The sequence below is a fragment of the Phormidesmis sp. 146-20 genome (assembly GCF_052939475.1).
The window spans coordinates 12,933-31,098 of sequence record NZ_JBJPHT010000015.1 but is presented as its reverse complement, the minus strand read 5'-3'; the positions used below and the strand labels follow the sequence as shown (position 1 = coordinate 31,098).

Here is an 18,166-nt window from a genome sequence, read left to right as displayed (position 1 = left end):
TACCTGGAGAAACGATCATGGCCGACTTAACTCAACTCACAGGACACTATTCGCTTTCATGGTTACCCTGGATTATGATTCCTTTAATCTTTTACATTCTGCCGTTTCCCATTTTTGCAATCATTTTTCTATGGATTGAGCGAGAATCTCCAACCGAAGAACCTTAACTTTTGCAAATAGGAGCCATTTTTGTGAACAAACTATTTCTATTATTGCTGACGTTCCTTTCTGCATTAACGATCTCATTTACTCACCTATCACCTGCCCTTGCTGTCAATACGACACTGGTGCCCTGTGGTGAGTCTGCCGCCTTTCAACAGCGTCGAGAAAATGCCCCAAAAAACAACTACTACTACACCAAGCCGTTTGAAGCCTATTCTTCAGAGCTGCTGTGTGGAGAAGACGGACTGCCTCACCTACCGCTCGATCGCCTCGATTTAGCCCTTGATGTCCTTGCGCCCTTCTCACTTTTTCTCTATGTAGCTGGCTTTATTGGTTGGTCAGGGCGGGCTTACTTACTCAAAGCTAACAAAGCTGACAAGCCAGAAGAAATGGAGATTTTTATCAATCTGCCTGTAGCGATCGCTTCAATTCTGCAAGGCTTATTATGGCCGCTGCTCGCGCTCAAAGAATTCGTCAGTGGCGAACTAACCGCAAAAGATAACGAAATCCCCGTTTCACCTCGCTAGTCTCATCTTCAGGAGTTCAAATCATGCAATATCTTGCGAAGTATCTGACCAGCGCTCCCGTTGTGGCGATCGTGACGCTAGTTATCATTTCTACAATCCTGATTGAGTTAAATTACCTGTTTCCAGGATTGCAGTATGGGACTTATTTCCATCCCATTCCCTAATTTTTTGTAGATTTCAAGTCGGCTTTCTTCATTCCTAATCGTGATGTGAGAATTTGTCTTTGCTGTTCGCGATGCTGTTTGTAGTTGTGTTTACAAGTGCATTCCTGATAGCCTCTACTCTGGGCAAATTCTCCATCTTTATTACAGATGTTATTAGCGGTAAATAGCCGCGATCGCAAACGCAGCAATCAAAGGAAGAATAATTGGCACCGCCACCACAAGCGCCCATTTGTCTACTTTGAGCGGCAGCCCTTCAGCTTTGAGAACGAAGACCCAAACAGCAATTGCTAACACAATCCAGATGCAGCCAAAGAGAAAGAAAACCGAATATCCTGCGTCTGCCATTTTAAGGTTTTTCCTCTCACTCAATTCACTCACTATAGCAACCCCCCAAAGTTGACAAAGTATCTCTAGAGGGACATTGCTGATTTGAAGTTTCAAGAATATTAACGAAGATTTCAAACCCCAATTTTTCACAGAGGGATTCTAAACCTCTATCAGGATTAGGGATTTTTGCGTGGTCAAAGGTTGAACGACTTTTGGGTTCAGACTATCCTGAGTGAGAGCCTGCCAAACAAACCATGACCAGCTACCAATTTCCAGAAGACTTTGAGTGGGGGGCGGCGACTGCTGCCTATCAAATTGAAGGAGCCGCTCAAGAAGATGGACGCAAACCCAGCGTGTGGGATGTGTTTAGCCAAAAATGGGGACGGACTCGCAATCGAGACACGGGAGCGATCGCCTGTGACCATTATCATCGCTATGAGCAAGACATAAAGCTGATGGCCGACCTGGGTATCAAACACTACCGCTTTAGCATTTCCTGGTGTCGGATTGTTCCCGATGGGCGCGGGGCGGTCAACGAAAAGGGCGTGGATTTTTATCGCAGGTTGGTTGATTGTTTGCTCAAACATGGCATTACGCCTCATGCGACACTGTTTCACTGGGACAGTCCCCAGGCGTTAGAGACGCGCTACGGCTCCTGGCAAAGTCGAGAAATGGCGCAGGATTTTGCAGACTATGTGACCGCTACGGTGACGCGGCTGGGCGATCGCATTCAACACTGGATGACGCTCAACGAAATCACCTGTTTTACTCACATGAGCTACGACGTTTGGAAACCGGCCCAACATGCCCCCGGAACTCGCGTCAAAAATCGCAAAGCCGTCTGGCAAACCTCTCATCATGCTCTATTGGCACATGGTTTGGGCTGTCAAGCCATTCGAGCCGCTACGCCTGTCCCTTGTTCTGTGGCACTGGTGGATAACTTTGGTGTGACTGTTCCGTTAAATGAATCGCCCAATCATATTGAAGCCGCTAAAAAAGCATTTCCATATCACTGTGGGAATGGTGGAATCATCTATCCATCGATTACTGGCGAGTACAGTCCATTATTACTCAAACAACTGGGAGAAGATGCCCCAGAGATACAAGACGATGATTTGAAAACCATTCATCAGCCGATCGATGCTTTAGGATTAAATATATATACCGGAACATACATTCGAGCATCCGGCAACGATCAGGGCTGTGAATGGGTTGATTTTCCTAAAGGGTATCCAAAATTACATATGCCGTGGCTGCAAATCGTACCCGAAAGTTTATATTGGGGCATTCGTCACGTTAGCGAAACGCTGAATCGTCCCGACTTACCGATTTACATCACAGAAAATGGCTGCGCTGCACAAGATGAAGTCAACTCAAACGGGGAAGTGATGGATCTCGATCGCATTCTCTATCTGCGACAATACCTTCAATCAGTTCATCGTGCCTCTAGCGAAGGGTATCCGATCAGAGGGTACTTTATCTGGAGCTTGATGGATAACTTTGAGTGGTCTTGGGGGTACGATCGACGGTTTGGTATCACTTACATTGACTATCGCACCCAAAAGCGTCTCCCAAAATCAAGCTATCACTGGTACACAGATTGTATTCGTCAAAATCGAGTTGTTTAAACGCTATCACAAACTCAAATGTTCACCCCCAAAAAACTCCCCTGCCTGTCCCTTTCTCTGCTGTTGGTTGCGTATGTGATCTTCGGGAAATTTCTAACCTTGACCACTCATTCCCATTTTTTGTGGGGCATGGCGATCGGCTGGGGATTGCTCGTCGCGATCGTGCTGATGCATCCCCTACAAGGACTTCAACGCATGGTTAAACGCTGGTTCAAATCAGACACCGTAGCATTTTGCGCTTTGGTCGGACTTGCCGCCTTTGCCTCGATTTTTCTGACCTGGTTCAAGCTGTTTATGCCGATCGTGATGATGGTCAGTGCCGAATTTCTAGCCCGCATCGATTTGCAAACGTCCGAATTTACTGAGCTTCAAGCCTGCTGCCTACTGACTGCAACCGCCTGGATTGGTTTAGGGGTGGGCTGGATGGTCGGGCAAGCTGTTTAGTTAGGGGAGGGATGAGGGAGAACTTCGATGATCTGTTCCCCCTTTGGGGGTAATCCGCTTCGCGAGGAGGGATGAGGCTTATCCTGCCAGGGCTACTAGCGATCGAAAAATACTCTCGTATCCAAACTGCCCTTTTCTCTGAGATAGCGCTGCATCGTTTCTGCCTCCCCAATTTGACCAAATGGGCCGATCGCCACATGGGGCCCCAACGGTCGATCGCGCAGTTGAATTGAATTTTGCTGAACGCCTAATCGAATGGCTCGATCGCGCAGTTCTGGCAGAGTCGATCGATTTCCTGGAACCACGACGTAGTAGCCTCTTGCACTGTTTTCACCAATGAGTGAGCCTGTGCCGCCGACAGCAATTTGACTGGAAATTCCTTGCAATGCCAGTTTTGCTACTTGCTGCTGTGCATTAGCTTCGGTGCGAAACACCCCCACCTGAATCACCCTGCGCCCATCCAACCGTTGCACAAAAGCCCCCGGCTCAACTCGCTTCACTTCCTGCAAAAGGAGCGGGCTATCCCCATTCACAAACACCCGATATTGATTCAAGTTAGCCGCAGGTGGACTAAACAAAGGAGGATTTGCGACAGGCGGCGCTTGATAAACTCGCTCTCCAGGAACCGGGACAACATTATTGGGGTTAACCGTGGGTAATTCCAAAGGCGCAACCGAAGGCGCGGGCGGCAGATTGATATCAGAAGAAACCTGTGCGTCAGCGCGTTTAATCAGCGCCGAAAATGACAAAATACACGCGATCGCGATCAAAAAAGTGAATCGAGTCTTAAACAAAACTGAAATAGCGTGACGATAATAATCAGAAATGCAGGTCATAGCAGATGAATCCCTTGACTGCCAAATTTTGCGGTCAGCATAACATACAGAAGGGATAAGGGAGAACTTCATTCCGCTTCGCCAGGAAGAATGAGGGATAAAAGTTCTCAAATTCAAAGGCTCACTCCTCACTCCTCACCCCTCACTCCTCACTCCTCACCCCTCACTCCTCACTCCTCCCAAGTGTTAGCCTAGAGAAGCATTCGCGTATTTCGTCCCATGAACAAAGTTGTAGTCGGACTCTCCGGCGGAGTCGATAGCTCAGTTGCAGCAGCCGTTTTGCACAATCAAGGCTTTGAAGTGGTTGGCTTGACCCTCTGGTTGATGAAGGGGAAAGGTCAGTGCTGCTCTGAAGGCATGGTAGACGCTGCCAAACTTTGTGAATTTTTGGGCATTCCTCACCACATTGTCGATAGCCGCGATCGCTTCCAGGAAAACATCATCGATTATCTCGTGACCGGGTATGGCGATGGCATTACGCCGCTCCCGTGTTCTCAGTGCAACAAAGCCGTTAAATTTAGCCCGATGCTCACCTTTGCGCGGGAGTTAGGGATCGAGAAGATCGCCACGGGGCACTATGCACGCATTCAATACAACCCGCAGACCCAACGGCATGAACTGTGGCGGGCGGTCGATCGCACCAAAGATCAGTCCTATTTTCTCTACGATCTCAGCCAGGATGTGCTCGCTCAGGTCGTGTTTCCGCTCGGCGATCAGCCCAAAACTGAAACTCGTCGCATCGCGGCTGAATTTGGACTCCACACTGCCGATAAGCCCGAAAGTCAAGACCTCTGTCTCGTCGAAGCTAATGGCTCTATGAAGTCGTTTCTCGATAAATACATCACGCCCCAAAAAGGTGACATCGTAGATCAAGCGGGACGAATTTTGGGTCAGCACGAAGGCGTTCATCACTATACGATCGGACAGCGCAAAGGGCTGGGAATCGCCCACAGTGAGCCGCTCTACGTGATCGGATTGGATGCCGGACGCAACCGCGTGATTGTCGGCGATCGTTCTGAAGCCTGGGAAACCGAATGCAGCGTACAGCGCGTTAACTGGGTGTCGATCGCAAAACCAACTGCGCCCATTCATGCCGATGTGCAAATCCGCTATCGATCGCCTGCGATGCCTGCGACGGTGATTCCACTGGCTAACGATCGTATCCGCATTGTCTTCGACGATCCTCAGTTCAGTATTACGCCCGGTCAGGCAGCTGTCTGGTACGACCAAGAAGTGCTACTCGGCGGCGGCATCATCGAAAAGCGGTAAAGAGAGGTCAATTTGATGAAGGTCTTTCGCTTTGGTGTTCAGATCTGTTGTCCCTAACCTTCACACCAGGTTTCTGGTTCAAAGTCCCTGACTCGTGGGAGATTTGGGGGGCTGAAGGGCTGAACACCGAAGCAAAAAACTGCATCGACTTCCCAATCCTAGCTAATCAGACCCACCCGAAACTAGCTTAAAAACCCTTTCTGTCCCACTGCCCGATCGTCTAAATACATACCGCTTTCCGATCGTCAGCGTGGTTGAAGTCGTGGGATCGCAATCCGCGCAAGTGCTATTAAATCTTACCTTTAGCCCAAACGACGAGTTAGAAGAAAAGCGTCTAGAGTCGCCCGGATTCAGTACTTCTGAGTCTCCGTCAACCGTGAAGGCAATCACGCTGCTGGTATGGTTTGAGATGCGGGTGTAGGTTTCGCGATCGTCTGGTTCCATAATCGATTGCAAGACTCTGCCATCCCTGCATTTAAATTCGCGCACCTTACGAATATCGGCGCATTCATTCAGTGAAACGCTGGAATTTTTGCAGATTTTTTTCTGCTCCCACTTTGCGTCACTTTGGACTCGCTCCAATCTTTTGAGCACTTGAGCGCTAAATTTACCCGAATCGATCACCCGATTGCGCTCTTTAATCTCATACTGAAACTCGTTGTTGCCTTCTACCAGGTTAAAGCGTCGTCTGTCGTGGGTATTGCCTAACGAAGCGCGGGCGGTTTCGGAGGTGGGGCGACGTTCGTCATATTCCCGATCGGTATAGGGATAAGGATTGGCGCTCACTCCCTGGGTGACATTGCGAATGATCACACGGCGATGAGGAGCAGGCGGCGTTTTTTCTGAGATAAAACTCGCTTCCAGTTCAGAAATCACCGTACTCTGGCAGTCTCCAAAGTATTCTGTCATGACAAAGTTTGCTTGATTAAGGGGCGATCGCCCTCCAAATCTCAGCCCAACTGAGGGAGTAGGGTTCGTGACAGATTGAGTTTGAGCAGACGTGGGGAGAGAATGGGTGACCGCTGCAAAAACTCCGACGATCGCGCTCACTGACAAAATCCAACTTCGCTTCATCAAAGCCTCCCCATTATTCTTTCTGGTTTACTTACCCTATGATTTACACGAACCCAGAGGATAAATCCAGAAATTACACGTAGGGTTTACTGAATGTAATTCAAAAGACTTTGCTGTTTAAATTGATCTACCCGATCGTACTACTCAAGGGAACAGGGGCGCTCTAAAGCCGATCGCAGCAGATCCTTATAGCCTCGACTGCTAATCACATACGCCCCAAATCGCTCTAAATGAGGATTCATCATCTGAGCATCAAATAAGACAAACTGCCGATCTCTCAATCGCTCCACCAGCTTGACCATCGCGACTTTAGAACCTTCTGGAATCCGAAAAAACATCGATTCGCCGATAAACGCTCCACGAATCACAATTCCTAAAATGCCACCTGCCAATCGATCGCCCTGCCAGGTTTCAAAACTGTGGGCCCATCCCGCCTTGTGCAACTCCCAATAGACTTCCTTCATCTGCTCAGAAATCCAGGTCGTCTCGCGATCGGCACACCCTTCTACCACTGACTTAAAATCTCGATTGATGGCCACCGTAAACCGCTCTTGATTGAGAACGCGCTGCAACGATTTGGGATAGCGAAAGCGATCATCCAACGGAATCAACGTTCTCTCTCGACTGCTATACCAACTCAGATCACTGCCTGAGTCGTCCGCCATCAAGAAATAACCCTGAGCATACCCTTCGACGATGGAGGCAACATCAATCTGCATAGCGGTAGTTGCAGGGTCGTCCATCCCTGAAGTCCATCATTACAAAAACGTCCATCATTACAAATGACAACGGACAGATCACCAATCACAAACGGGTGAGTGTATAGTTTGGATAGTTTAGCCGATCGCGGAAGGTGTCCCAATGGTTGAACCCATTCCACCCATCACATTACCCCCTGCCAAACATCCAGAGCAGGAAGGAGCCTGGTTACAGCAAAATCTTCAACAGTGGCTAGACCAGGAATTTTTGCCCGAAGCGATTAACGGAACGATCGCCCAACGTGCGGCTCAGATCTACGTTCGGCAGCGTATGGAAGATGAGAACGATCTGGGTGCGCTGGTGATGGCGATTATTTCAGAAATGCAGGCGTTTGACTTTTCACAAAGTTTCTATAGCGAATTTGCCGTCGCCAACGCCGTTAGTGATCTGCTGCTCGACAGCCTGGGCATCGATCGCTGTTGTGGACAGTAACGAATAAAATTAACCTATAAAAAAGCTTTGAGTTTTGAGCCTGCCGCTTTGAGTTGAATCTCTCCAACCCAAAAACTTAAGAACTCAGCCCTCAAAACTCTCTTACCAGCTAGACTTGACCACGCCTGGCAACAAACCCTGGTGAGCCATTTCGCGCAAAACGTGGCGAGACAGACCAAAATCGCTGTAAACGCCTCTCGGACGACCCGTTGCCCAACAAATCTTACGAACCCGCACACGAGCGCTGTTGCGAGGAAGCTGCTGAATTTCGCGATGGATTGCCAGCTTTTGTTGCTGAGAGGTGGCCTTCGCGAACTGTTCTTTGAGTTCTTGTCGCTTCTCAGCGTACTTCTCGACCGTTTCTTGACGCTTTTTAGCGCGCTCAATCATGCTCTTCTTAGCCATGAATCGTCAAACCATAAAAAGACAGTGCCTCTCATTGTACCGAATGAAGGGTGAGAAGGGGGAGAGAATTTTTGGGTGAGGCGTGAGGAGAAACCAAATCACAATCATTGAATCCAAGATCTTTGATTTGAAGTTCCCTAGAATGGAGGGTTTGGCGGGCAGAAGCGCCGAATAACAAAGCGAGGTCTCAACTTCACGTCAATTTAAGACTCGCTGACTGCGGTTTCTAGCGGTTTTTGGGATAGGTTGGCGGAGGGGCACAGATCAGAAAGGGCACAGCGATCGCACTGTGGTTTTCGAGCGTTGCAAATGGCGCGACCGTGGTAGATCAGACGAATCGACCAATTTTCCCAGTCAGGTTGAGGGATCAGCTTGATCAGGTCTCGCTCGATTTTGACGGGTTCTGTCTCTTTGGTCAGTCCCAGCCGATAGGTGAGGCGTTTGACGTGGGTATCGACGGTGACTCCCAAATTGATGCCGTGGGCGTGGGCTGAGACGACATTGGCAGTTTTGCGGGCGACCCCTGGCAGACGCAGCAGTTCCTCCATCGTTTTGGGCACCTTGCCGCCAAATTCAGTCATGATCATCCGACAAGCCCCCTGAATATTCTTGGACTTGTTGCGGTAAAAGCCTGTAGAACGTACCAATTCTTCGATCTCAGCCAAGTCAGCCCCCGCCAAAGCCGCCGCGTCAGGAAATCTGCGAAATAGCTCAGGCGTAACCAGATTTACCCGTTCGTCGGTGCATTGAGCCGAGAGGATGGTCGCAACCATTAGCTGAACGGGAGTTTCGTAGTCCAACGTGCAAGGAGCTTCGGGGTAAAGGCGTTTTAGCCGAATTAGAATCTCCAATGCACGCTGTTTTTTAGCGGATAGTTTGCGCGTACTCACTGTGGAATCAAATTGACGGTATCGCGAATGATCAAGAAAACGCCCAATCCCAACAGCAAAACCAATCCAGTTTGCATCACGCCGTCTTGAATTTTGCTGGGAAGGGGCTTACCGCGCAGACCTTCGATCAGCAAGAAGGCGAGTTGACCACCATCCAATGCAGGCAAGGGCAAGATGTTGATGACTGCCAGGTTAATACTGATCAGCGCTGCAAAGTTAAACAGACTGGACGCATCTGATTGAGCAATTTTGGCCCCAGTTGCCACGATCGCCACTGGACCCGATACCTGTTCTGCGGTTTTGCTAAAGTTGCTAATCAGTTGCCCAAAGCCTTGCACCGTCAACACCACAATACGCTGAAACTCGTCAGCCGCCCAACCAAATACCTCCGAAATGTTAGCAGGATGCTTGTAGTAGACAGCTTTGCCATCCGGCTGCTTTTTGACATGAGGCTGTAGCGCAATCCCGATTCTGCCTTTACCATTCACGTCGGACGGGGTGACGTTGAGGTTCAGATTCTCGGATTGGCGTTGGACGCTGAGTTGGAGGGGCTTATTGGGACTCGATTCGATCGCGTTTCTCAAATCCGTCGCCGCCTGACTCGTCGCATCCAAGGTTTGACCGTTGACCGCCACGATGATGTCTCCATCTTTGATGCCCGCTTGCGCCGCCACTTCTTGAGGAGTCACCTTGGGAATCACCACGCCAGGGAGATAATCAACAGCAGGAGAACCGACGATCGCCATCTGCCCCGCCAGCACAAAGTAAGCAAAAATCAGGTTCGCAATCACCCCTGCACTGATGACGATCGCCCGATCCAAAACGGGACGATTTCTCAACAGATTGGGATCATTGGGGGGAATGTCGCTGTCAGGATCATCATCGGGAAAGCCCACAAATCCGCCTAATGGCAATGCGCGAAGGGCATATTCTGTCTGCGATCCCTGATATTTCCAGAGAATGGGGCCAAAGCCGATCGAAAACCGATTTGCATAAATACCCTGAAGTCGAGCAGCCAGAAAGTGACCCAGTTCGTGGACAAAGATCAAGACTGCGAGAAGGGCGATAACTGCCAGGACTGACATAGGCAAAGACTCGTAAGCTTTTGATGTGAATATCTCTCTATTCTAAGGTGTCCTCAGAGTTGTTAAGAAACTTTACTACTCAAGGATGATAGAACGCCCATTCTAGAATTTAAGCTGGCGAATGCAGTTAGCTTCGTAGCCTGAACCTACTTAGACTTCTGTTAATCCGCGAAGGCGAATTTTGTTCTCTTAGCTGCGGTTTTAATCGCCATGACAAAATCGTGGTTGATCGACAGGCTAGAAGGCGATCGTAAAGACCCAATCGTGATATTCAGGCGCTTTGTTTTCGGTAATTGCGGTTAGTTTGTCTTTGAGTCGATCGGTGATTGGGCGCGCTTTTGGCAGGTCAAAGGTTTCGATTTTTTTGACGGGCGTAATCTTAGCGGCCGTTCCGCTTAAAAACACTTCATCTGCGATAAAAAGCTCTGATTTATCAACTGGTCTTTCAACCACTTTGATTTCCAAATCTTGGGCGACAGTGAGAATGCTGCCTCTGGTAATTCCTTCTAAGATGTCCTGATCGTACCCAGGCGTAATCAGTTCACCGTTGCGAATAATGAAAATATTCATGCCAGACGCTTCGCTGACTTTGCCTTGAGAATTTAACAAAATTGCTTCATCAAATCCCGATTCCACTGCTTCAGTTTTTGCCAAAGATGAAGTGATATATGCGCCACTGATTTTGCCTCTCAAGGGCAGACTGCGATCTTCTTGACGACACCAGGAGCTAATTCGACAAGTCACGCCATCCGGAGATAAGTAATCGCCCAACTCTAACCCATAAACAAAAAAGTCTTTTTCAATATTGTGTAAACGTGGGGCAATGCCTAACCCAGATGTATAGACAAACGGACGAATATAAAAGGATTGAGTCGGTCTATTTTTTTGAACAAAATCAGTAATAATCGCTTGAATTTTATCAGCAGGTAGATCGTAGTTAATCAACGTGGCGCTCTTGCTAAGTCGCTGACAGTGTTTGTCGAGTCGAAATAAAAGCACTTGATTGGGATTAGTCGGATCAGGAACGCCGCGCAGCCCCCCAAATGCTCCCGTTCCATAGTGCAAAGCGTGCGTTGCGATCGACAGATTTGCCTCAGCAAACGGCATGAACTGATTTTTGAAGTAAGCGATCGGCAGAAAGTTGTGCATAAGAGGTTCGCGTGTTGATAGAAAAGAATTTCTATTGTATCGACCCGCACTCATTCTCATCCCCGATCGACCACCAAAATTTGATCGCAGTCTGGTCGATCACTTCTCTGAAGACAAATGATTCACTCAAATCAGTTACTCAACAATTCACCATTGACACGCGCAGCACAAACTGATGATAATGGGAGGCTGTTGAAAACTTTAGCACTCTTTTAGAAACCCTTGGCTAACGTAGTTGTAATTGGTGCCCAGTGGGGCGATGAAGGGAAGGGAAAAATTACCGATCTGCTCAGTAAGTCAGCAGATGTGGTGGTTCGTTACCAGGGAGGCGTAAACGCTGGACACACCGTTGTCGTCAAGGATCAGACCTTCAAACTGCACCTTATCCCTTCTGGCATTTTGTATCCTGAAACCGAGTGCATTATCGGCTGCGGGACGGTGATTGATCCCAAAGTTCTGATTGAGGAACTGGATCAGTTAAAGGAATTGAACATTTCTACCGAAAACCTGCTGATCTCCGAAACGGCTCACGTCACAATGCCTTATCATCGGCTGATCGATCGCGCCTCTGAAGAACGGCGTGGCACCCACAAGATCGGCACGACCGGGCGAGGAATTGGCCCAACCTATGCTGATAAGTCTGAACGAACGGGGATTCGAGTTGTGGACTTGATGAATCCTGACATGCTGCGGAAACAGCTAAATTGGACGATCGCCTACAAAAACGTCATTCTCGAAAAGATGTACGATCTGCCGCCCCTGGATGCCGAAGCGGTGATCGCTGAATATTTGGAATACGCCGATCGCCTGCGTCCCCATGTGGTAGACAGTTCGCTTAAAATCTACGATGCGATTCGCCGCAAGCGCAACATTCTCTTTGAAGGCGCACAAGGCACGCTGCTTGATCTCGATCATGGCACCTATCCCTACGTCACTTCTTCAAATCCCGTAGCGGGCGGTGCCTGTGTGGGGACGGGGATCGGGCCGACGATGATCGATCGCGTGATCGGAGTTGCCAAAGCCTACACCACTCGCGTCGGAGAAGGGCCGTTTCCGACCGAACTGCACGGCGAGGTGGGTACGACCCTTTGTGAGCGAGGCGCAGAATTTGGCACGACGACAGGCAGACAGCGACGCTGCGGATGGTTTGATGCCGTGATCGGGCGCTACGCCGTGCGGATCAATGGGTTAGACTGTCTAGCGATCACCAAGCTCGACGTGTTAGACGAAATGGAGGAAATTCAAGTGTGTGTTGCCTACGAAATTGATGGGCAGCGCTGCGAAGATTTCCCCAGTAACTCGCGTGTGTTTGCCCGATGCAAGCCGATCTACAAAACCATGCCAGGGTGGAAGCGATCGACCGAAGACTGCCGATCACTCGAAGATTTGCCGTCTCAAGCGTTGGACTATCTCAAATTCCTGGCAGAATTAATGGATGTGCCGATCGCGATCGTCTCTCTGGGAGCCAGCCGCGACCAAACCATCATCGTCGAAGATCCCATCCACGGGCCCAAGCGCGCTTTGTTGTACACCAAATAGCAGAAAGAAAGAGAGGAGGGGTTGTCTTTAGACACGCTTCGCGAGGGGGATGAGGGATGATGTGGAGAAATTTTTTCCGTCGTTCCTTACCCCTCACTCCTCACTCCTCACTCCTCACTCCTCTAGTCAAAAGGTCATTATGCAAATCACAATCGAATGTCAGAAACGCGCTCCCGGAAGCAAACCGAATGCGCTGCGTCGTGAAGGAAAAGTTCCTGCGGTGCTCTATGGTCACAATGGGCAGGAGTCTGTTGAATTAACGCTGGATGCCAAAAAAGCAGAATTCTTAGTGCGCGATGCGTCAGTCAACAACACCTTGATTGATGTCAGCGTCCCTGAGCTACCTTGGTCGGGGAAAGCGCTGTTGCGTGAGATTCAGTCGCATCCTTGGAAGCAGAGTCTCTATCACCTCAGCTTTTTCTCGGTGTCGGCGCACGGCGTTCTCGAAATTACGGTTCCGCTGCACTTTGTGGGCGAATCTTATGGAGTCAAGCAAGAAAGCGGCATTCTCAACACTGAGTTGACTGAATTGGAAGTGAAATGTCTGCCCGATCGCATTCCTGAAGGCATCGATGTAGACATTACTGATCTCAAAGTGGGCGATTCTCTGCATGTGCATGAGTTGAAACTCCCCGAAGGAGTAATAGCCGTCGGTGAAGCCAGCCGCGTGGTTGCTCAGGTGACGGCCAGCCGCGAGTAGTTGCCTGTGAATTTCAAACCATGAATTTCAGGTGTATTTAGAACCAGGGAGCCGATTTCCCTGGCTTTTTTATGGTTGAATCTCAGTGAGCTTCATCGAATTGACGTTAACCGCTACTCTCTACGCTATTACAACTCGCTAACCTATGACTGACACCAACCTGCCGCTTCTCGTTCAACAGATGCTCAAGTCGGATTTTTATCCACATCCGGTGACCGAACCGATCGAGCTAATTCAAACTCACGTCTCGTATGTGCTGCTGACGGGGGAATTTGTCTATAAGCTCAAGAAGCCTGTCAACTATGGCTTTCTGGATTTCTCGACGCTCGAAAAACGAGAGCACTTTTGTCACGAAGAACTGCGCCTCAACCAGCGAGGAGCCGCCGAACTGTATTTAGACGTTTTGCCTGTGACGCAAGTGGGCGATGCGTTTCAACTAAGTGGGACGGGAGAGGCGGTTGAATACGTCGTCAAAATGTGTCAGTTTCCGCAAGAGACGCTATTGAGTGCAATGTTCGATCGCAACGAACTCACCGAACAGCATCTCAAAGATCTGGCAAAAGAATTGGCTCGATTTCACGCACAAGCGCCCACCAATGACTACATTCTCAGCTTTGGGGAGGTGTCGCAGATTCGGCAGGCGATCGACGAAAATTATGATCAGACGGTCGGCTACATCGGTGGCGCACAAACTCAACAGCAGTTTGATGAAACCCGTGCCTATACCGATCGCTTGTTTGCCGAGCAGAAAGCACTGTTTGATAGTCGCGTCGCTCACCAGTGGATTCGAGAATGTCACGGCGATGTGCATTTGAGAAACATTTGTTTTTGGCACAACAAAATTCTCTTGTTTGACTGCATTGAGTTCAATGAGCCGTTTCGGTTTGTCGATGTGATGTTTGATATTGCCTACATCATCATGGATTTGGATGCCCGCAACCGTCCCGATTTGAGTAATTTATTTCTCAACGCTTACATTGAGCAAACGGGCGACTGGGAAGGGTTACAGGTGTTGCCGCTGTATCTCAGCCGTCAGTCCTACGTGCGGGCAAAGGTAACTTCGTTTCTGTTGGGCGATCCGTCGATTCCAGAGGCAGTCAAGCAAGAGGCGATGGCGACCGCAAAACGATATTACACGCTGGCCTGGGAGTATACCCAACACAAGTCGGGGCGGCTGATCCTCATGGCTGGCTTGTCTGGATCGGGCAAAAGTACCGTAGCTGGGCAGTTAGCCCGTCAGACAGGAGCCATTCAGATTCGATCGGATGCCGTTCGCAAACATCTGGGCGGCGTGGCGTTGGATGAAAAAGGCAGCGCGGATCTGTACAGTCCTGAAATGACGCAAAAAACCTACGATCGCTTGCTCCAACTCGGTTCCATTCTGGCGGCTCAAGGCTACACCGTAATTTTGGATGCTAAATATGATCGTCAAGCGCTGCGTCTCCCGGTGATTTCTCAAGCCCAAGCCCATCAGATTCCTTTACAAATTTTGCATTGTGATGCGCCTCTGTCGGTGTTGCGCGATCGAGTAGAAAAACGCGAAGGAGATATCTCTGACGTGACGGCTGATCTCCTCGACCAACAGCAACTGGAATCTTTCTCAGAAATCGAACAACCCTATCTAAAGACCCTGGACACGACTCAACCGCTGGAGGAACAATTGAAATCAATAAGCTAAAAATTAGCGATCGGCTGAATGAGCGAAAACTAACGTGAATTCGAGGCGCTTCTTCATCGAACGGTCGTAACTTGAAGACGGAGCTGACCCTTGATCTGAGCGATCGCCGCAAAACCAGGGAGATTCACTGTCCAAAAACTAGACTTGAACAGGTCAGCAGATCATTAAGTTAGAGTTGAATCCGATTAGATTTTCTTATTGGAGAGGAGCGATCGCCTCTTTCCTGTGGAAAACCACCCCCATTTCTGTGGAAAACTTTGTGGGAAACCTGTCAAAAACTCCGATATTTAGTGGAAAACATCCAACAGCTCACCACATGTAGTGGCAAAAACAGATCTTTTCCACAAGTTTTCCACAGGCTGACTGACCCTCAAAATCGCTTTGGAAAGTCGATCAAGCTTCTTTTCCACAGTTTCCACAGTTTCTTTTATCACAAATTAACCCCTCAACTCAAGCGTTACAATCCTTTCACCAAGCCAACTTCAGACCCGGTGGAACGATCTAGAAATGGGTGCTACTATGCTCAAGCAAGAATTTCTTAGAACTGTTTGAGCCGCTTCCCAAATCCAAAACGACCTTTAAAACAAGTTCATCTGCCTTTTTCCTCTTAGCCCTCCCAACTGCCATGAAACTGGTCTGCGCCCAAAATAACCTCAACACTCACCTCTCACTGGTCAGCCGTGCCGTTTCATCACGCCCCACGCACCCAGTCTTAGCCAACGTCTTACTCAACGCTGATGCCACCACTCAACAAGTCAGCCTGAGCGCCTTTGATCTCAGCTTAGGAATTCAAACTAGCTTTGCTGCCAAAGTTGAAGAAAGTGGCACCCTTACCCTGCCTGCCAAACTGCTCGGTGACATCGTTTCACGCTTGCCTGATGGCGACATTACCTTAGACAGTGACCTCAACGCCGAGACCGGAATGTTGACCACCCTGACCTGTGCATCGGGACGCTATCAAATGCGAGGACTGGGAGCCGAAGAGTTTCCCGAACTGCCTGCGATCGCAGAGGGCGAATTAGCTCACCTCTCCACCGAAGCGCTCATTGATGGACTGCGTGGCACCCTCTTTTCTTCGAGCGCGGACGAGACCAAACAGGTTTTGACGGGTGTTCACCTCAGTTTGCAGCCCGATGGGTTGGAGTTTGCTGCTACCGATGGGCACCGTCTCGCCGTCGTGCAGACCCTCAACCAGGAAGAGGATGGATCACCCGCCAGCAAAACCGAAAACGATGCCAGCTTGAATGTGACGATTCCTGCCAAGGCGCTGCAAGAATTGATGAAAATGTTGGGGCAAAGTGGCGCGTCGATCGCAGTCCGATTTGATCAAGGGCAAGTCGTTTTTGAATGGACGGATCAACGCCTGACCAGCCGCTTGCTAGAAGGGCAATATCCCAACTATCGGCAACTGATTCCTCGCCAGTTTTCGCATCAGATGACGCTCGATCGTCGCCTTCTACTCGGTGCTTTAGAACGGATCTCGGTGTTGGCTGACCAGAAAAACAACATCGTCAAAATGACGCTCGACAGTAGTAATCAAGAACTTACGCTGTCAGTAGACGCTCAAGATGTGGGAAGTGGTCGCGAGTCGATGCCTGCTCAAATCACGGGCGATGGGTTAGACGTTGCTTTTAATGTGAAATACCTTGTCGAGGGTCTCAAAGCAATCAATACATCCGAAGTTCAGATGCAGCTAAATACTGCCACCAGTCCCGCGATTCTCACACCGTTGGGAAGTCTGAAGATGACTTATTTGGTGATGCCTGTGCAAGTAAGATCTTGATCTATAGCAATCCGAAATGAGTCATGAACAGATTTTTATCGCTCCGTTCCAGTCCGCTTCGCCCCCTAAATCCCCCATTCTGGGGGACTTTGAAACTGGGGAATGGGTCTTGAAATCTAGGAAGTCTCTCGGCTCAAAGTCCCCCAACTTTGGGGGATTTAGGGGGCACGATCAAGTCTGCATTTCACGAGTGATTTGGGATTGCTGTACAAATGTCAACTCTAGAAAATTTGTAGGCTTCGTTGTTTAGATCTTCTGCCCCCCAACCCCCAATTCTGGAGGACTTTAGAGCAAATGTTTGAGTTCAGAGTTCCTCACGGGTGGGGATTTGGGGGCATTTTCAGGTGGATATGGATGAAAAATTTGATCGAATTCACACAATCTGAGTCTTAAAGTCGTTAAGTAAAGCGAACGCTACAAATATTTTTGCAATAAGAGCGCCAGCTTCTCTTTGGTTGCAGCAGGGACTTTTTCTAACGGTGTAAGAATGGCGTATTTCAAGGCGGAGTGAGCGTCAGAAACGGGTGGGTTTTGAGTCAGGCGGCGCACGGTTTCTTGAATAACTTTTTGAGCGTTGGCGGCATTTTTTTGCAAGTTGCCAATCACCATCTCGACCGTTACGCTGTCATGATCAGGATGCCAACAATCGTAATCTGTGACCAAGGCCAGCGTTGCATAGGCGATTTCGGCTTCTCGTGCCAGCTTTGCTTCGGGCAAGTTTGTCATGCCGATCACCGTTGCGCCCCAACTGCGGTGCAGGTTTGATTCGGCTTTGGTCGAGAAGGCAGGGCCTTCCATGCAGACATAGGTGCCGCCTCGATGCAGCGTGACTTCAGAGAAATTGAGATCGGCAACCGTATCCGCTAGTATGTTGGCCAAACGAACGCAAATCGGATCACCAAAGGCAACGTGAGCGACAATGCCATCGCCAAAAAAAGTGGAAATGCGATTTTTGGTACGATCGATAAACTGATCGGGCACCACCATATCCAACGGTTTGGCTTCTTCTTTGAGCGACCCGACCGCCGACGCAGAGATCAAGTATTCAACGCCCAAACTCTTCATAGCGTAGATGTTTGCTCGAAACGGTAGCTCGGTTGGCAACAGATGATGGTTGCGTCCGTGACGAGCTAGAAATGCAACTCGCGTATCCTCCAGGGTGCCCAAGATCAGCGCATCCGAGGGTGACCCAAAGGGCGTTGTGATCTGGACTTCTTCTACGTCTTTGAGGGCATCCATTTTATAGAGACCACTGCCACCGATGATGCCGATTTTTGCTTGAGACATATGAGGTTTTTGCGTTTGCGAATCGGGA

20 protein-coding genes are annotated in these 18,166 nt (G+C 49.3%); 11 read left to right on the top strand and 9 right to left on the bottom strand.

Going from position 1 to position 18,166, the window contains the following annotated elements; genetic code table 11:
• The first annotated feature begins 17 nt into the window (after window positions 1–17).
• Genes psaI through ACKFKH_RS14150 form a run of 3 tightly spaced genes read left to right on the top strand, consistent with a single transcriptional unit; the run spans window position 18 to window position 853 of the window.
• A complete protein-coding gene (gene psaI / locus ACKFKH_RS14160) occupies window positions 18–167 on the top strand; it encodes a photosystem I reaction center subunit VIII (protein ID WP_446858957.1) in 150 nt (49 codons plus the stop codon).
• A gap of 24 nt (window positions 168–191) precedes the next feature.
• A complete protein-coding gene (locus tag ACKFKH_RS14155) occupies window positions 192–689 on the top strand; it encodes a Photosystem I reaction center subunit III (RefSeq protein ID WP_446858956.1) in 498 nt (165 codons plus the stop codon).
• A 23-nt stretch (window positions 690–712) separates the two neighbouring features.
• On the top strand, window positions 713–853 hold the full coding sequence (locus ACKFKH_RS14150; protein ID WP_446858955.1) for a photosystem I reaction center subunit IX: 141 nt from the start codon (window positions 713–715) through the stop codon (window positions 851–853).
• 153 nt (window positions 854–1,006) lie between these two features.
• On the opposite strand, the gene ACKFKH_RS14145 is transcribed toward ACKFKH_RS14150, so the two are convergent.
• A complete protein-coding gene (locus tag ACKFKH_RS14145) occupies window positions 1,007–1,198 on the bottom strand; it encodes a hypothetical protein (RefSeq protein ID WP_446858954.1) in 192 nt (63 codons plus the stop codon).
• A 236-nt stretch (window positions 1,199–1,434) separates the two neighbouring features.
• Between ACKFKH_RS14145 and ACKFKH_RS14140 the strand changes: the two genes are divergently transcribed.
• Together ACKFKH_RS14140 and ACKFKH_RS14135 are read left to right on the top strand one after the other, a co-directional pair.
• Window positions 1,435–2,808, top strand: a complete 1,374-nt coding sequence (locus tag ACKFKH_RS14140) for a GH1 family beta-glucosidase (RefSeq protein ID WP_446858953.1) — start codon at window positions 1,435–1,437, stop codon at window positions 2,806–2,808.
• A gap of 99 nt (window positions 2,809–2,907) precedes the next feature.
• Window positions 2,908–3,252, top strand: coding sequence for a hypothetical protein (locus ACKFKH_RS14135; protein ID WP_446858952.1), 345 nt, complete (start codon window positions 2,908–2,910; stop codon window positions 3,250–3,252).
• A gap of 95 nt (window positions 3,253–3,347) precedes the next feature.
• On the opposite strand, the gene ACKFKH_RS14130 is transcribed toward ACKFKH_RS14135, so the two are convergent.
• Window positions 3,348–4,088 (bottom strand): SPOR domain-containing protein, encoded by a 741-nt coding sequence (locus ACKFKH_RS14130; protein ID WP_446858951.1) that lies wholly within the window; start codon window positions 4,086–4,088, stop codon window positions 3,348–3,350.
• 219 nt (window positions 4,089–4,307) lie between these two features.
• Between ACKFKH_RS14130 and mnmA the strand changes: the two genes are divergently transcribed.
• On the top strand, window positions 4,308–5,357 hold the full coding sequence (mnmA, locus tag ACKFKH_RS14125; RefSeq protein ID WP_446858950.1) for a tRNA 2-thiouridine(34) synthase MnmA: 1,050 nt from the start codon (window positions 4,308–4,310) through the stop codon (window positions 5,355–5,357).
• 162 nt (window positions 5,358–5,519) lie between these two features.
• Here the strand turns inward: mnmA and ACKFKH_RS14120 are convergent, their stop codons facing one another.
• The gene (locus tag ACKFKH_RS14120) at window positions 5,520–6,431 is read right to left on the bottom strand and encodes a hypothetical protein (protein ID WP_446858949.1); all 912 of its coding nucleotides are present in this window, start codon (window positions 6,429–6,431) and stop codon (window positions 5,520–5,522) included.
• Window positions 6,432–6,571: 140 nt separating this feature from the next.
• Entirely contained in the window at window positions 6,572–7,174 is a 603-nt protein-coding gene (gene aat / locus ACKFKH_RS14115) for a leucyl/phenylalanyl-tRNA--protein transferase (RefSeq protein WP_446858948.1), read from the bottom strand.
• Window positions 7,175–7,292: 118 nt separating this feature from the next.
• Here aat and ACKFKH_RS14110 point away from each other — a divergent pair, with 118 nt between their 5' ends.
• Window positions 7,293–7,622, top strand: a complete 330-nt coding sequence (locus tag ACKFKH_RS14110) for a hypothetical protein (RefSeq protein WP_446858947.1) — start codon at window positions 7,293–7,295, stop codon at window positions 7,620–7,622.
• A 102-nt stretch (window positions 7,623–7,724) separates the two neighbouring features.
• Here the strand turns inward: ACKFKH_RS14110 and rpsN are convergent, their stop codons facing one another.
• The 4 genes from rpsN to ACKFKH_RS14090 form a co-directional block, all read right to left on the bottom strand.
• Window positions 7,725–8,027 carry a 30S ribosomal protein S14 gene (gene rpsN, locus ACKFKH_RS14105; RefSeq protein ID WP_446858946.1) on the bottom strand — a complete coding sequence of 101 codons (303 nt, stop codon included), beginning with the start codon at window positions 8,025–8,027 and terminating at the stop codon, window positions 7,725–7,727.
• Between the two features lie 203 nt (window positions 8,028–8,230).
• Window positions 8,231–8,917, bottom strand: coding sequence for an endonuclease III (gene nth / locus ACKFKH_RS14100; RefSeq protein WP_446858945.1), 687 nt, complete (start codon window positions 8,915–8,917; stop codon window positions 8,231–8,233).
• Window positions 8,914–10,002 carry an RIP metalloprotease RseP gene (gene rseP / locus ACKFKH_RS14095; protein ID WP_446858944.1) on the bottom strand — a complete coding sequence of 363 codons (1,089 nt, stop codon included), beginning with the start codon at window positions 10,000–10,002 and terminating at the stop codon, window positions 8,914–8,916. The genes nth and rseP overlap by 4 nt, the downstream gene beginning before the upstream one ends.
• A 237-nt stretch (window positions 10,003–10,239) precedes the next feature.
• Window positions 10,240–11,151, bottom strand: a complete 912-nt coding sequence (locus ACKFKH_RS14090; protein WP_446858942.1) for a branched-chain amino acid transaminase — start codon at window positions 11,149–11,151, stop codon at window positions 10,240–10,242.
• Window positions 11,152–11,373: 222 nt separating this feature from the next.
• Here ACKFKH_RS14090 and ACKFKH_RS14085 point away from each other — a divergent pair, with 222 nt between their 5' ends.
• The 4 genes from ACKFKH_RS14085 (at window position 11,374) to dnaN (ending at window position 16,851) form a co-directional block, all read left to right on the top strand.
• Window positions 11,374–12,690, top strand: coding sequence for an adenylosuccinate synthase (locus ACKFKH_RS14085; RefSeq protein ID WP_446858941.1), 1,317 nt, complete (start codon window positions 11,374–11,376; stop codon window positions 12,688–12,690).
• 139 nt (window positions 12,691–12,829) lie between these two features.
• Window positions 12,830–13,390, top strand: a complete 561-nt coding sequence (locus tag ACKFKH_RS14080) for a 50S ribosomal protein L25/general stress protein Ctc (RefSeq protein WP_446858940.1) — start codon at window positions 12,830–12,832, stop codon at window positions 13,388–13,390.
• Window positions 13,391–13,535: 145 nt separating this feature from the next.
• Window positions 13,536–15,068 (top strand): bifunctional aminoglycoside phosphotransferase/ATP-binding protein, encoded by a 1,533-nt coding sequence (locus tag ACKFKH_RS14075; RefSeq protein WP_446858939.1) that lies wholly within the window; start codon window positions 13,536–13,538, stop codon window positions 15,066–15,068.
• A gap of 625 nt (window positions 15,069–15,693) precedes the next feature.
• Window positions 15,694–16,851 carry a DNA polymerase III subunit beta gene (gene dnaN / locus ACKFKH_RS14070; protein WP_446858938.1) on the top strand — a complete coding sequence of 386 codons (1,158 nt, stop codon included), beginning with the start codon at window positions 15,694–15,696 and terminating at the stop codon, window positions 16,849–16,851.
• A gap of 414 nt (window positions 16,852–17,265) precedes the next feature.
• Here the strand turns inward: dnaN and ACKFKH_RS14065 are convergent, their stop codons facing one another.
• Entirely contained in the window at window positions 17,266–18,138 is an 873-nt protein-coding gene (locus ACKFKH_RS14065) for an S-methyl-5'-thioadenosine phosphorylase (protein WP_446858937.1), read from the bottom strand.
• Window positions 18,139–18,166 lie beyond the last annotated feature (28 nt).

Coding starts and splice junctions, on each gene's coding strand:
- psaI (WP_446858957.1), top strand. CDS start 18: ATGGCCGACTTAACTCAACTCACAGGACACTATTCGCTTTCATGGTTA.
- ACKFKH_RS14150 (WP_446858955.1), top strand. CDS start 713: ATGCAATATCTTGCGAAGTATCTGACCAGCGCTCCCGTTGTGGCGATC.
- ACKFKH_RS14145 (WP_446858954.1), bottom strand. CDS start 1,198: ATGGCAGACGCAGGATATTCGGTTTTCTTTCTCTTTGGCTGCATCTGG.
- ACKFKH_RS14140 (WP_446858953.1), top strand. CDS start 1,435: ATGACCAGCTACCAATTTCCAGAAGACTTTGAGTGGGGGGCGGCGACT.
- ACKFKH_RS14130 (WP_446858951.1), bottom strand. CDS start 4,088: ATGACCTGCATTTCTGATTATTATCGTCACGCTATTTCAGTTTTGTTT.
- mnmA (WP_446858950.1), top strand. CDS start 4,308: ATGAACAAAGTTGTAGTCGGACTCTCCGGCGGAGTCGATAGCTCAGTT.
- ACKFKH_RS14120 (WP_446858949.1), bottom strand. CDS start 6,431: ATGAAGCGAAGTTGGATTTTGTCAGTGAGCGCGATCGTCGGAGTTTTT.
- aat (WP_446858948.1), bottom strand. CDS start 7,174: ATGGACGACCCTGCAACTACCGCTATGCAGATTGATGTTGCCTCCATC.
- ACKFKH_RS14110 (WP_446858947.1), top strand. CDS start 7,293: ATGGTTGAACCCATTCCACCCATCACATTACCCCCTGCCAAACATCCA.
- rpsN (WP_446858946.1), bottom strand. CDS start 8,027: ATGGCTAAGAAGAGCATGATTGAGCGCGCTAAAAAGCGTCAAGAAACG.
- rseP (WP_446858944.1), bottom strand. CDS start 10,002: ATGTCAGTCCTGGCAGTTATCGCCCTTCTCGCAGTCTTGATCTTTGTC.
- ACKFKH_RS14090 (WP_446858942.1), bottom strand. CDS start 11,151: ATGCACAACTTTCTGCCGATCGCTTACTTCAAAAATCAGTTCATGCCG.
- ACKFKH_RS14080 (WP_446858940.1), top strand. CDS start 12,830: ATGCAAATCACAATCGAATGTCAGAAACGCGCTCCCGGAAGCAAACCG.
- ACKFKH_RS14075 (WP_446858939.1), top strand. CDS start 13,536: ATGACTGACACCAACCTGCCGCTTCTCGTTCAACAGATGCTCAAGTCG.
- dnaN (WP_446858938.1), top strand. CDS start 15,694: ATGAAACTGGTCTGCGCCCAAAATAACCTCAACACTCACCTCTCACTG.
- ACKFKH_RS14065 (WP_446858937.1), bottom strand. CDS start 18,138: ATGTCTCAAGCAAAAATCGGCATCATCGGTGGCAGTGGTCTCTATAAA.